Below are 12,441 nucleotides of genomic sequence, written 5' to 3'. Positions count from 1 at the left end.
ACATTTATTTTCCACCAGTAAATACAGAGACGATCGCGTTCCAAATAGAGACAAAGAAATCCCAAATCTTCTGTAGAAGGTTTTTCCCTTCATCTGATTCTATGAATTTTGTAATCTTGTCTTTTGCTTTATCAATTTGAGATCCGACTTGTTTCCAATCGATATTGATATTTTTCATTTTATCGAAGAGAGAGACAAGTTGATCTTTTTGATCCTGCGTCAGATTTAAGTTCAAATCAGAAGCGGCTTGATCTACTTTTTCTTCCACTTCTTTTGTTGTTTTAGGAACTCCATTTTTGGCAATGTCATCTTTGATTTTTGCAATCAGGGCAGAAGCATTGTCTTTTCCAATAGAGTCTCCCAGTTTAGATGTTGTTACAAGCTCTTCGTTTGCCACCTGTTTCACATCTTCAGGAATGGCTTTGTCGCTTGACACTTCATAGGCTTTTAATAGACCTGTCAGTGCTGCTGTGCCAGATACTTCAAACGGCGCCGTCACGACAACCTTTGCATCTTTCACGCCTGCGGTCATTAAAGCATTTAAATACATCTCATCTGTAATGGTCTTAATGTTATGTGTATCCACAGTCAGACCCGTACCTGATTTTTCAATAGTAATAGATGAAGATGATAATGCTCGAGTCCCGATTTGAGAGCGAGGGATATACTTTCCTAAATATTCGTGCTCTTCTTTATTGGTTACTTCAATTTTTGTCGCATTTTCAGGTGGATTCAACTCGTCAAGCACCTTCTGGCGATCAGCCGGTGTTAAGTCTTGCCCGAGTGTGACGATGACATCGCCGACAGCTGCATCCGCTAAGCTGACTTTTGGCGCACCAATCAGTAAAAGGAGCGCTGCCATCATACCAAGCATTGTTTTTTTAAACATGTTGACCTCCTTCAAGTCGAAAGCGTTTCTCGATGGTGAGAAACTCATCTTTTGAGTACATGATTTGAATCGTACTCCATCATATAGACGTAACAAATCAGTCTGACGTTTCAATTTTCTTTTAAAGATGTTTGAAACCTCCAAGATGATGAAGTGATTTGCTCAGTCTGTGATCATTTCCTTAGGAGAAAAGGATCAAGCGCTTTTATTTTATCAATGATGGCAAAAGAGGTAAATCACATTAGGTAAGCAGGGGATGTTTAACATCACCGAAAATGTGCTATAATGAGCGTTGTTTAACCTGAAAGGAGAATGTGAAAAATGGCGAAAAAAGGATACATACAATTAACGAATGGAAAGAAAATTGAGTTTGAACTTTACCCAGAGGCTGCTCCAGGTACAGTAGCAAACTTTGAAAAATTAGCGAATGAAGGCTTCTACGACGGATTGAAATTCCACCGCGTGATCCCAGGGTTCGTAAGCCAAGGCGGCGATCCGAACGGTAATGGAACTGGAGGACCTGGTTACACAATTAAATGTGAAACAGAAGGAAACCCTCATCAGCACGAGAGAGGTTCATTATCAATGGCACACGCTGGTAAAGATACTGGCGGCAGCCAATTCTTTATCGTACATGACCCACAGCCGCACTTAAACGGTGTTCACACTGTTTTTGGCAAAGTAACATCTGGTATCGAAGCTGTTCTTGATATGGAACAAGGACAAGGCATGGAAAAAGTCGAAGTGATCGATGCTTAATCCAAAACACCGCTTAATTGCGGTGTTTTTTTATTTTACATCTGATGTTCCTGTGATCTGTGCCGTGAAGCGGTAGGTGATCATCCAATATAAAAGGGCTAAGGCGCTGATTGAGGCTCCAAATAGACATACCCCATTCCAGCCAGCGTTTGCGTATATGTTAGTTGATACAATAGAACCGAGCGCACTGCCGAGGGAATAAAAAATCATATAAGCAGCAGTCAGCCGGCTTCTCGCCTCAGGCCGGACCATGAAAATCATACTTTGATTGGTCACATGAACGGCCTGCACAGATAGGTCAAGAATGATGATACCAACGATTAATAAAATGAGGGAATATTCAGTGAAAAAAATAAAACACCATGAAAAGAGTAATAGGACAAGGGCGATGCACGTTGTTAACTGTCCTAAGCCTCGATCAGCAAGGCTTCCAGCTCGAGCGGCACCTAATGCTCCGGCAACTCCAGCAAGGCCAAATGCACCAATCGCCGTATGTGACAGATTGTATGGCGTAGTGCTGAGAGGCAGCACAAGTGAAGTCCACAGCGTGCCAAACACAACAAAGATCAGAAAACCCAGTACGCCACGAATACGTAGAATTCGTTCTTGTCTGAACAATATAAACATTGAAGCGAGCAAGTTCACATAGGATATGGAGACTCTCTTGCTGTCAGCACGCGGAAGATACCGGTACAACACGCCAGTAATGATCAGCATCATCACGCCGGAAACGAGATAGACTGATCTCCAGCCGGCGAGATCGGTTAGTACACCAGCAAACGTTCGTGCGAGAAGAATACCAATCACAATTCCACTTTGAACCAAGCCCACTATGCGGCCACGTTCTTCAGGAGCGGCCCATGTCGCTGCGAATGCTACGAGTACCTGAGTGACTACAGCAAGCAGTCCCACCGCAGCTAGTCCTATGAATAGGACGGTGGCGGTAGGGGCGATACCGACTAGAATGAGAGATAACACGGAAACTAGCATTTGAGCTACGATGAGCCGCCGTTGGTTGAACAGATCACCAAGTGGTACGATCAGTAGCAGTCCTAGCGCATAACAAAGCTGAGTAATCGTAATGACCATACCAATGGATGAATAACTGATACCAAACTCGGATGCGAGAGAGTCTAATAATGGCTGTGCAAAGTATATGTTTGCAACTGCCATCCCGGAGGCTGTCGCAAACAGTAGAGCCATATTGCGAGTCATCGTTGATCGGGTGTTTATTTGTAAATGAGTTGTTTCCAGATCAGAATGTTCAACGGCATTCATTTTTTCTTTTTTCATGCATGTCAGCAGCTCCTTTTGTACTGAAAAGTATAATATACTGATTGGTATAAAATGATTCCTGTTAAGGATAACCAGAGAAACGTTTTAAAGTCAAGATGATGTAGTGAAGATCTAGTCAATTTGACAATGATATGTCAATAAAATAAAATTATAATATACCGATGAGTAAAAAACGTTATAAGAAATAGATGATTGATTTAGTGAAAAGATTTTTATGATAGAAATGAGGGTTGATAATGGTTCGACAACGGGAATTTGATGAGGAAAAAGCGTTAGATGAGGCCTTGTTGCTTTTTTGGGAGAAGGGGTACAGAGCGACTACATTAAGCGACTTAACTGCAAAAATGGGAATACAGCGGCCAAGCTTATACTCAGCGTTCGGTGATAAAGAGGAATTGTTTGAAGCAGCATTACGCAAATATACAACTCAGCATGCTGCCCACATTCGAACAAAACTTCAAAACAATCTATCTGTAAAGGAAGCATTTCATACATTATTTGCTGAATTAGTAGAAGAGGAATATGGACATGGGCCGAGTAAAGGGTGCTTCTGCATCAATACAATAGTCGAGCTTGCCCCACACGAAGAGAAGTTTGAAATTCTCACAAGAGAGCATCAGATGTATCTTTCGGTCATTTTTGAAGAAAAAATTGTACAAGGTATTCGCTCGGGTGAGCTCGAAAGCAGTCTGAATGCCAAAGCCTTAGCACAGGCGCTGGTTGTTTCTTTTATTGGACTTACAGTTCTCATGAAATCTCGCCCAGAGCGTTCATTTGTAGATCATTCTGTAGCGACGATCCTATCCATATTGAAATAAATAGTCTATATAAAGAAAGCGTATTTTGATCCATTGATTAAAACACGCTTTTTCTTTTAGGGTGTGATGGACACGTTTTTGTGATATGATAAGAGAACAAACATTCGTATTCGTGAGTGTCACCATATGTAGCTCTAAAAATAAGTGGAAGTGCACATCTAAAAAGCGTGTGATCATGCTGAAAGAAAGCAGGAGATACTTTGAAACCATTAACAAAAGAAGAAAAAAACCAGATGATGATTGCCATTCAGCGTTACTTTGCCGAAGAACGAGAAGAGGAGATTGGTGAATTAGCAGCCATTAATATATTAGAATTTATCACAAAATATCTTGGAAGCTACTATTATAATCAAGGGGTTCGTGACAGCCGAAATATCGCTGTTCAAAGATCTCAATTGTTAGAGGAAGATCTATTCGCACTAGAGAAAAGAATATAATCAAAAAGCTCGTCTATCTTATTCATCCTGCTAACAGATAAAGAGGAAAAAAGACCCCCTTAATAAAGAACGCATATTCGTATCATATGTAATGATGAAAAGGTGGAACCAAAAGTCCATTTGAATCGTTATATAAGTAACCATTAATGAAAATCAGCTTTTTTGGTTTTATTTCATCAAAAGAAGGAATAGAACATACAAATAGGCGAAGTGCAGATGATGGAGGTTCTAAATATGGGGAAAATCAAATTGAAAATCGCAATCTTATTTGTTTTACTGCTTTGTTTAGGCGCAGGTTATTTATACATGAATGGCATGAAAATTGAAGATGTGCCAACAGCCATTGGCGAAAGTTTAACGAATAATGATAAAGATTACACAATCTATGAATATACCATTACAAAAATTGATGGTGATGAGTATTACGGTCAAGCCAAAAATGGCACGAAAATCATTTTTAACGGGAAGAAATTTGAAGATGATGTGGCCGATCTGAAAAAAGGCGATCGTATTAAAGCATACTTTAGTAATGAAAAAAGAATAGACGGTCTTATAAAAGTAGTAAAAGTCGTCAATTAACAAGTCTCCTTTCCTATAGGGAGGCTTTTTTTATGAATAAGTGAATAAATCTTGATTGTTGCATTTGACCACAAGGATCGCTATAATAGCCCCTAAGGACAGCTAAATATCGATTGTATCCTTCGGGGCAGGGTGAAAATCCCGACCGACGGTAATAAAGCAAATGCTTTACAGCCCGTGACCCGTTAATTTATTAACGGTTGATTCAGTGAGAAGCTGAAGCCGACAGTGAAAGTCTGGATGGGAGAAGGATAACGAAAGCTATGTATGAACAAAAAATATGTGTTGATCATAGTTTTATTTCTAATGCAAAAAAACCACAGCCCCGGAATTTTTCCGGGGCTTTCTGTATGTCAATATAGTCATCGCATGCAGTGTTTATTAGGTGATCCCTCATCTTGTATGGACCATAAAAAGCGACGAAGGTGTTCAATCGATCACATGTCCCAAACATCGCTTTTTCATAAAGTGAGAAATACAAAAGAAAGAGAAAGGGAGGATCACATGTTTACGGGGATTATTGAAGAAGTGGGTACAGTTCAGTCATTGAGCAAAAGATCCGCAGATGCCATGGAAATCATCATCAAGTGCAGTCGTGTACTAGAAGATGTTCACCTAGGCGATAGTATCGCCATCAATGGCGTTTGTCTCACTGTCACAAGCTTCACAAAAGAACAGTTTGCGGCAGATGTGATGCCTGAGACGGTCAAAGCGACATCACTTGATCAGCTTGCGCCAGGTAGCCAAGTGAATTTAGAGCGAGCGATGTCATCAAATGGACGATTCGGCGGTCATTTTGTTTCAGGCCATGTTGATGGAACGGCTGTGATTACCCGTGTAGAAAAGAAGAGTAATGCCATTTACTATGATTTGAAAATGGACAAGACCCTCACAGATATGCTCACAAAAAAGGGATCGATCGCAATAGACGGCGTCAGCTTGACTATTTTCGATTTGCGAGATGCTCATGTGACAGTTTCTATCATTCCACATACGCTTGAAGGAACTATTTTCCCGACTAAATCTATGGGAGATGTAGTAAATATTGAATGTGACATGATCGGTAAATACATTTATCGCTTTTTAACAAAAGAGCAAAACGAAAAGCAGCCATCACGATTAACCCCATCATTTTTAAAAGAGCACGGATTCTAGGAGGCGATTGTATGTATCATTCAGTTGATGAGGCAGTAAATGCCCTGAAACGAGGAGAAATCATTATCGTAGTAGATGATGAAGACAGAGAAAATGAAGGAGACTTTGTGGCACTTGCTGAGCATGCAACGCCGGAAGTCATTAACTTCATGGCTTTACATGGAAGAGGTCTTATTTGCACACCAGTTCATGCCTCGATTGCGAAACACTTGGATCTGCATCCCATGGTCGAGCGAAATACGGATGCACATCATACAGCATTTACAGTGAGCATCGACCATACGTCAACGACAACTGGTATAAGTGCTTTTGAGCGCTCAACGACCATTTTGGCCATGTTAAATAAAGAGTCAAAACCAGAAGATTTTGCCCGCCCAGGTCATGTTTTCCCTCTTATTGCGAAAGAGGGAGGCGTAGTAGAAAGACCAGGTCATACAGAAGCGGCCGTTGATCTTGCTAAACTTGCGGGTTCAGTGCCAGCGGGTGTCATATGTGAAATTATGAATGCAGATGGAACCATGGCCCGCGTACCCGAACTGCAAAAAATTCAAAAAGAACACGATTTAAAGATGCTGACGATTGAAGCATTGCAGGCATATATAAACAAGCAAACAACGACAATGAAAACAAAATAAAAATCACAAAAAAGGATGATGAACATATGAATACAATACAAGGGAATGTAGTAGCAGAAGGATTAAAGTTTGGAATCGTCGTCGCTAGATTTAATGATTTTATTACAAGTAAATTGCTAGATGGAGCAGAAGATACATTGCTCAGACACGGAGCAAACGGTGACGATATTGATGTCGTGTGGGTGCCAGGGGCTTTTGAAATTCCGTATATGGCAAAAAAACTAGCAGAAACAAAAAAATATGATGCAGTCATTACACTTGGAACCGTGATTCGCGGGGCAACATCCCATTACGATTATGTTTGTAATGAAGCGGCTAAAGGAATCGCACAAAGTGCCATCTCAACAGGGGTGCCGATTATCTTTGGTGTACTGACAACAGAATCTATTGAACAAGCCATTGAAAGAGCCGGTACAAAGGCTGGAAATAAAGGCAGTGAATCGGCTGCAGCTGCTATTGAAATGGCCAACCTAAATCGAACGTTTCGTTAATTTGATGAAAAAGAGTTTAAAAACAACCTAAAAGTGTTTATAATGTGTGATGAGCAAGTGATTCATAAGACATTTGCTGGAAAATAGGATAATTTTAATATTGAGGGGTATATATGTTAATTCGTTACAAGAGGTCTTTTGAAAAAATTGCCATGGGACTCCTGTCCTTTATGCCGGGTGAGAAAGACGTCAAACAGCTTCAGCAGACGATAAAGTCGTATGAAATGGATGAAGATCGGCAGCTGTTCCTTTGGAAAGATGGTGAGGATATCGTCGGTGCGATTGGTGTGCTGAAAACAGACGACCAAGTACAAATCGAACATATTAGTGTCAATCCGTCCCATCGTGACCAAGGCATCGGCAAGGAAATGGTATTAGCCGTGGAAGAAGTATTCAAAACGAAAACGCTCATTCCAAATGAATTAACGCAAGGCTTTTTTCATAAGTGTCACAGTGAAACAAACTAAATATCACACATGTAAAAGCAGAGGTTATATGTCTCTGCTTTAGATTGTTGACAAAGGGCTAAAATGAACTTTATTTTAGCCCTTTGTCTTCTTTTCAGCGTGATAGAAAACCTTTGCAGCCCTAGGAAGGACGAGTACTGGAGCGGAGCGAATTCGATATTCGTGAGCACCGGCACGCAGGACTGACACCGAATGCGAGGGTTTGTCTACACGCTGAAGCAGAGGTTATATGCCTCTGCTTTTTTTACGTTCCATCTGCTTTTCACGTTCAAGCAATACGTCCGTTCGATCACGCAGTCTATGCTTTTCAATTAAGAATGTATGGGATAAGTTGCTCTCCTGTCCGAAGGTTAAGCCTTCTTTTTGGGCCATCTCTTGGCATAAAGAAAGAAGCGTTTCATCTCGGATTGGCAGCATCACACTTTCGTAGGGCATGTCTTCATCGATTTTCTTTTTCAGTGTTCTCAGCAGCAAAAGAAATGCCTCTTCATCAAGACCTAATTCTGTTAGTATGTTCCGGTCCGAATCTAATATATGAAGGCTGTTTGAAATCAGCCGTTTTGCTCCTTTTCCATTCCCTCGTCTTTGATGATACAAAGCAACAGCAAGCTGAATGAGACCCACCCAGTACTTTTTGCGCTGATGAGGAGGATCTTCTTTCCAAAATTCTTCAAGAATTTCATGACACTCAAAATAATCTCTTGTCGTATGAAATTCATGTAAAAAAGCCACGTACGCTTTAGGATACACAGCGGTCAACTCCTTTTCCACTATCAGTCTAACATACCGAAAAGAAAAGAAGAAAGAGCGCCCCTTTATGAAAGGACGCTCTGTTTCTTTAATAAACCCAAGCCGCGCCAACGATGATCAGCAAGATGAACAGCACAACAATAAGCGCAAATCCTCCGCCGAAGTAATAACCATCTCCCATAATGTTACGGCCTCCTTTTTCATCAGTTCTGATTACAATGGTATTCTATGTATAAATGCCCTCATTGGTATGGGCGAATCCGCTGTTTTTCTTTTTTTGCCTGCTGCCTCATGGTCGAAATTATATTGGACGAGAGCTTTATCGTGTCTTATACTAAAGGTTAGCCGATGAAAACGGTACTTAGAAGACAGTAGAAATGGTGAGAAAAGAATGCTGGAATATCAGGTGAAAATAGATTCGTTTGAGGGTCCTTTGGACTTGCTTTTACATTTAATTAACCGTTTGGAAATTGATATTTATGATATTCCCGTCGCTAAAATTACGGAGCAGTATTTATTATATGTCCACACGATGAGGGAGCTTGAACTGGATGTTGCAAGTGAGTATTTGGTGATGGCTGCAACCCTCCTGAGCATTAAAAGCAGAATGCTTCTCCCAAAACAAGAGGAAGAGCTGTTTGATGAAGACCTGATGGAAGAAGAAGAGGACCCTCGTGATGAGCTGATTGGCAAATTAATTGAATACCGCAAGTATAAAAATGCAGCGCAAGAACTGAAGGAACGTGAAGAAGAGCGGCAAAACGCCTTCACAAAACCACCAAGTGATTTAAGTGAATTTGCAAAAGAAGCAGAAGCGAAGGACACAAACTTACACGTCACGGTGTATGATATGTTAGGTGCGTTCCAGAAGGTATTGAACCGCAAAAAAATAACAAAACCAGCACCATCAAAGATTACAAGACAAGAAATCCCGATTGAAGACAAAATGAATGAGATTATGAACCATTTAAGAAAAACAAAAAAGCGGACCAATTTCATGACTTTATTTCAACATGATCAAAAGGAACACCTTGTCGTGACGTTTCTTGCTGTTCTCGAATTGATGAAAAGCCATCAAATCATGCTGGAGCAGGAAGGAAACTTTGAAGATATTTATATCATAGGGAGTGAAACGATTCATGACGCTTGATATCGTGAATTGGAAAGCCATCTTAGAAGCGCTGCTATATGCAGCAGGTGACGAAGGCTTAACAAGAAAACAGCTCATGTCTGTTCTTGAAGTTGATGAGGCAGCGTTGCTTGATATTATGTCTGCCGTAAAAGAAGAATATCAAAAACAAGAACGAGGAATTGAGCTCATTGAATATGCAGATTCATATATGCTGCTGACGAAAAAAGAATACAGCGTATATTTAAAAAAATTAGTAGAGACACCATCGAAAGGTTTGTCACAGGCAGCGCTAGAAGTGCTCGCCATTGTCTCGTATAAACAACCGATTACACGCAGCGAAGTCGAGGAGATCAGAGGCGTTAAATCAGAACGAGTGCTGCATAGTTTAGTTGCCAAAGCACTGCTCTGTGAAGTAGGACGTGCCGATGGACCGGGACGAGCGATCCTTTATGGGACAACACCTACCTTTTTAGAGCAATTTGGTTTAAAAGCCTTAGATGAATTACCGCCACTTCCAGAGAATGTGGAAGCAGATGGGGTGCAAGAAGAGGCTGATCTCTTTTTTGAAAACTTCAATCAAACATTTGAAGAGATAAAATAGTTCAAAATAAGGAAAAATGTATGATAAAATATAACAAAGATTTTAGGTCTAAAACCTTTGTTTGAAAGATAAAATGGTGACAAAGCCATGAGGGGAAGGTAAACACGAAACAAATGGCACATATGAATGTAAAGGCTCAAGTTGATCAAGCAGGCGTTTTTTTATCAAAGGTTGCAGTTGAAATGAATGATTTTCTGAACGAAGCTACCTTATCAAGCTTGAAACGATTAAACCCGGAAGCGGAAGCCTATTATTGTGACATATTAAGTACATTGCGGAAGCTTGCAGTTTATAGCGAGGATGCCGCGGCGGTTTGCAGGAAAATCGGGCAGCAGCAGACATTCCCGCAGCAAGCCGCACAGCAGACGCTTCATCGTATTTATCATCAATGTATTGAAGAATTTTTTACACCAAAAAAGGATACATGGTATGAAGATAGCCGTTCAGCCTATACAGGAAAAAGCTGCATTGTTTTCCATCATGAAGTATCGGCTGAAGTCAAACGTTTGTTTTCTTCATTAGAAAAAGAGTTTTTAACGATGAGAGAAGAGCTGGAATATACAACATCTCATCAGCAAATGAAAATGGTATAAAGAAGACAAGGCAACTCTCACATGAGAGTTGCTTTTTTTTATGGACGAGGCATCATAACTTTTTCAGCCGCGCATACACTTGTACAAAACGGACAAGGACGTGAATGAACATGCCCTATTTAAAAATTGGAACAGCAGTCCTTCTTCTATTGACACTCTTACTGCCTTTTTCCTCACACGCTCAAGCAGACATTTCATTATCGGTGAGTGCGAGAAGCGCCATTTTAATAGATGGACAGTCAGGCAGAGTCCTATTTGGAAAGGACGAGCACGAAAAAAGAAGAATCGCCAGTATCACAAAAATTATGACGGCTGTATTAGCCATTGAATCAGGAAAAATGAACGACATGGTCAAAGTGTCAAAACGTGCGATTCAAGCGGAAGGTTCTTCGATTTATTTAAAGGAAGGACAGAAGGTGAGCTTAGAAGACTTGACATACGGGCTCATGCTGCGCTCTGGAAATGATGCAGCTGTTGCCATTGCAGAACATGTTGGTGGCAGCTTAGAAGGCTTTATTTTTATGATGAACCAAAAGGCCTCTGAACTAGGCATGGAGAATACGAATTTTCAAAATCCGCATGGACTCGATGATCATAAAAACCATTATTCATCAGCTTATGATATGGCAATCTTAACGAAATACGCCATGAAGCATCAGCAATATCAAAAAATTGCCGGTACCACCTTTTATAAAGCAAAAACAATCGAAGGTTATTGGAAAAACAAAAACAAGCTGCTCACTGGTTTGTATCAATATTCGACTGGAGGGAAGACAGGATATACAAAACTTGCAAAACGCACGCTTGTCTCCACAGCTGCAAAAGGAGATGCTGCGCTCATTGCTGTGACGATTAATGCACCGGATGATTGGAAGGATCATATCTCAATGTTTGAGTATGCATTTGATCACTATAAAACGTATGTGCTTGCTGAAAAAGGCAGGCTCGCTTCGTTAAAAGGGACTTTTTACGAAAAAAAAGCGTTTATTAAGCGGGATGTGGACTATTTTCTAAATGAGGATGAGAAAAAACTAGTGGAAATCGAAACGGAAATGCTGACGCCTGAAAAGAAATGGGAAAAAAACAAAGAAGCGATCCCAGATGTAGTAGGGAAAATGACGTTCTTACTGGATGGTCAGGTGATTGAGCAAGTCCCCATTTTTTATGAAAACAAACGCAACCGAATGCCTCAAAAAAGCTTTCAAGAAATGTTTAAGTCTGTCTTTCAGACATCGATAGGCGGATCTTCATGGTCAATCTGATCTGGGTATTCCTCACGGTCATCGGTCTTGTCTATGCAATGTTTAACGGAACGATGCATGAAGTGAATGAAGCGGTCTTTAAAGGATCAAAAGAAGCGGTCACCATTTCAATAGGGCTGATTAGTGTTCTTGTATTCTGGCTAGGATTGATGAAGATCGCAGAAGAAGCGGGGTTGTTACATTTCTTTAGTAAATTATGCCGGCCCTTTATCTCAAAACTATTTCCTGAGATTCCTGCGAATCATCCAGCGATGGGGTATATTCTGTCCAATCTCATGGCAAATTTCTTTGGCCTTGGCAATGCTGCCACTCCACTTGGGATTAAGGCGATGGAGCAGATGAAAGCATTAAATGGCGGAAAAAATGAGGCGAGCCGGTCTATGATTACTTTTTTAGCAGTCAATACATCTTCTATCACACTTGTGCCAACGACTGTCATTGCCATTCGTATGACCTATGGCGCAGATCAGCCAACAGATATTGTAGGCCCAACCATTTTGGCGACACTTATTTCAGGTATCGGTGCGATTATGATTGATCGCTATTTCCACTATCGCAGAAGCAGGCGGGGGTGATC

The 12,441-nt window shown here is 40.8% G+C and carries 17 protein-coding genes and 1 riboswitch; of the genes, 13 read left to right on the top strand and 4 right to left on the bottom strand.

The window, feature by feature from the left end; translation table 11 throughout:
- Positions 1-4: 4 nt before the first annotated feature.
- On the bottom strand, positions 5-889 hold the full coding sequence (locus KVT11_RS11380; protein ID WP_017359791.1) for a DUF1002 domain-containing protein: 885 nt from the start codon (positions 887-889) through the stop codon (positions 5-7).
- A 321-nt stretch (positions 890-1,210) separates the two neighbouring features.
- Here KVT11_RS11380 and KVT11_RS11375 point away from each other — a divergent pair, with 321 nt between their 5' ends.
- Positions 1,211-1,648 (top strand): peptidylprolyl isomerase, encoded by a 438-nt coding sequence (locus KVT11_RS11375; protein WP_007501040.1) that lies wholly within the window; start codon positions 1,211-1,213, stop codon positions 1,646-1,648.
- A gap of 30 nt (positions 1,649-1,678) precedes the next feature.
- On the opposite strand, the gene KVT11_RS11370 is transcribed toward KVT11_RS11375, so the two are convergent.
- Positions 1,679-2,941: an MFS transporter gene (locus tag KVT11_RS11370; RefSeq protein WP_060781161.1), complete on the bottom strand. Its 1,263-nt coding sequence runs from the start codon at positions 2,939-2,941 to the stop codon at positions 1,679-1,681.
- Between the two features lie 239 nt (positions 2,942-3,180).
- Between KVT11_RS11370 and KVT11_RS11365 the strand changes: the two genes are divergently transcribed.
- The 7 genes from KVT11_RS11365 to KVT11_RS11335 all read left to right on the top strand — a co-directional run bounded on the left by KVT11_RS11365 (position 3,181) and on the right by KVT11_RS11335 (position 7,526).
- Positions 3,181-3,762 (top strand): TetR/AcrR family transcriptional regulator, encoded by a 582-nt coding sequence (locus KVT11_RS11365; RefSeq protein WP_017359789.1) that lies wholly within the window; start codon positions 3,181-3,183, stop codon positions 3,760-3,762.
- Positions 3,763-3,962: 200 nt separating this feature from the next.
- Complete coding sequence (locus KVT11_RS11360) at positions 3,963-4,199, top strand: DUF2164 family protein (protein ID WP_035702871.1); 237 nt, start codon at positions 3,963-3,965, stop codon at positions 4,197-4,199.
- 234 nt (positions 4,200-4,433) lie between these two features.
- The gene (locus tag KVT11_RS11355) at positions 4,434-4,778 is read left to right on the top strand and encodes a hypothetical protein (RefSeq protein ID WP_008344451.1); all 345 of its coding nucleotides are present in this window, start codon (positions 4,434-4,436) and stop codon (positions 4,776-4,778) included.
- A gap of 114 nt (positions 4,779-4,892) precedes the next feature.
- A riboswitch (FMN riboswitch) is annotated at positions 4,893-5,034 on the top strand.
- 248 nt (positions 5,035-5,282) lie between these two features.
- Positions 5,283-5,933, top strand: a complete 651-nt coding sequence (ribE, locus tag KVT11_RS11350; protein ID WP_026050106.1) for a riboflavin synthase — start codon at positions 5,283-5,285, stop codon at positions 5,931-5,933.
- Between the two features lie 11 nt (positions 5,934-5,944).
- Positions 5,945-6,568: a 3,4-dihydroxy-2-butanone-4-phosphate synthase gene (ribB, locus tag KVT11_RS11345; protein WP_017359786.1), complete on the top strand. Its 624-nt coding sequence runs from the start codon at positions 5,945-5,947 to the stop codon at positions 6,566-6,568.
- Positions 6,569-6,594: 26 nt separating this feature from the next.
- A complete protein-coding gene (gene ribH / locus KVT11_RS11340) occupies positions 6,595-7,059 on the top strand; it encodes a 6,7-dimethyl-8-ribityllumazine synthase (protein ID WP_007501031.1) in 465 nt (154 codons plus the stop codon).
- A gap of 113 nt (positions 7,060-7,172) precedes the next feature.
- The gene (locus KVT11_RS11335) at positions 7,173-7,526 is read left to right on the top strand and encodes a GNAT family N-acetyltransferase (RefSeq protein ID WP_008344455.1); all 354 of its coding nucleotides are present in this window, start codon (positions 7,173-7,175) and stop codon (positions 7,524-7,526) included.
- Positions 7,527-7,751: 225 nt separating this feature from the next.
- Here the strand turns inward: KVT11_RS11335 and KVT11_RS11330 are convergent, their stop codons facing one another.
- Together KVT11_RS11330 and KVT11_RS11325 are read right to left on the bottom strand one after the other, a co-directional pair.
- The gene (locus KVT11_RS11330) at positions 7,752-8,276 is read right to left on the bottom strand and encodes a DUF309 domain-containing protein (RefSeq protein ID WP_017359784.1); all 525 of its coding nucleotides are present in this window, start codon (positions 8,274-8,276) and stop codon (positions 7,752-7,754) included.
- Between the two features lie 88 nt (positions 8,277-8,364).
- A complete protein-coding gene (locus KVT11_RS11325) occupies positions 8,365-8,457 on the bottom strand; it encodes a YjcZ family sporulation protein (RefSeq protein WP_008359694.1) in 93 nt (30 codons plus the stop codon).
- A 210-nt stretch (positions 8,458-8,667) separates the two neighbouring features.
- On the opposite strand from KVT11_RS11325, the gene KVT11_RS11320 reads away from it, so the two are divergent.
- From KVT11_RS11320 to KVT11_RS11300, 5 genes are all read left to right on the top strand, one after another.
- Positions 8,668-9,426, top strand: coding sequence for a segregation/condensation protein A (locus tag KVT11_RS11320; RefSeq protein WP_007501021.1), 759 nt, complete (start codon positions 8,668-8,670; stop codon positions 9,424-9,426).
- The gene (gene scpB, locus KVT11_RS11315) at positions 9,416-10,009 is read left to right on the top strand and encodes an SMC-Scp complex subunit ScpB (RefSeq protein ID WP_008344462.1); all 594 of its coding nucleotides are present in this window, start codon (positions 9,416-9,418) and stop codon (positions 10,007-10,009) included. Before KVT11_RS11320 ends, scpB begins: the two co-directional genes overlap by 11 nt.
- 113 nt (positions 10,010-10,122) lie before the next feature.
- Positions 10,123-10,602: a YpuI family protein gene (locus KVT11_RS11310; RefSeq protein WP_007501019.1), complete on the top strand. Its 480-nt coding sequence runs from the start codon at positions 10,123-10,125 to the stop codon at positions 10,600-10,602.
- Between the two features lie 110 nt (positions 10,603-10,712).
- Positions 10,713-11,864 carry a D-alanyl-D-alanine carboxypeptidase family protein gene (locus KVT11_RS11305; protein ID WP_019743085.1) on the top strand — a complete coding sequence of 384 codons (1,152 nt, stop codon included), beginning with the start codon at positions 10,713-10,715 and terminating at the stop codon, positions 11,862-11,864.
- Positions 11,852-12,439, top strand: coding sequence for a nucleoside recognition domain-containing protein (locus KVT11_RS11300; protein WP_007501015.1), 588 nt, complete (start codon positions 11,852-11,854; stop codon positions 12,437-12,439). Before KVT11_RS11305 ends, KVT11_RS11300 begins: the two co-directional genes overlap by 13 nt.
- Positions 12,440-12,441: the final 2 nt, after the last annotated feature.

This window comes from Bacillus sp. GbtcB10 (assembly GCF_019091365.1).
Lineage (GTDB): Bacteria > Bacillota > Bacilli > Bacillales > Bacillaceae > Bacillus > Bacillus altitudinis.
Note: the sequence above shows the minus strand (reverse complement) of the source record. Positions and strands in the feature narration are given on the sequence as shown.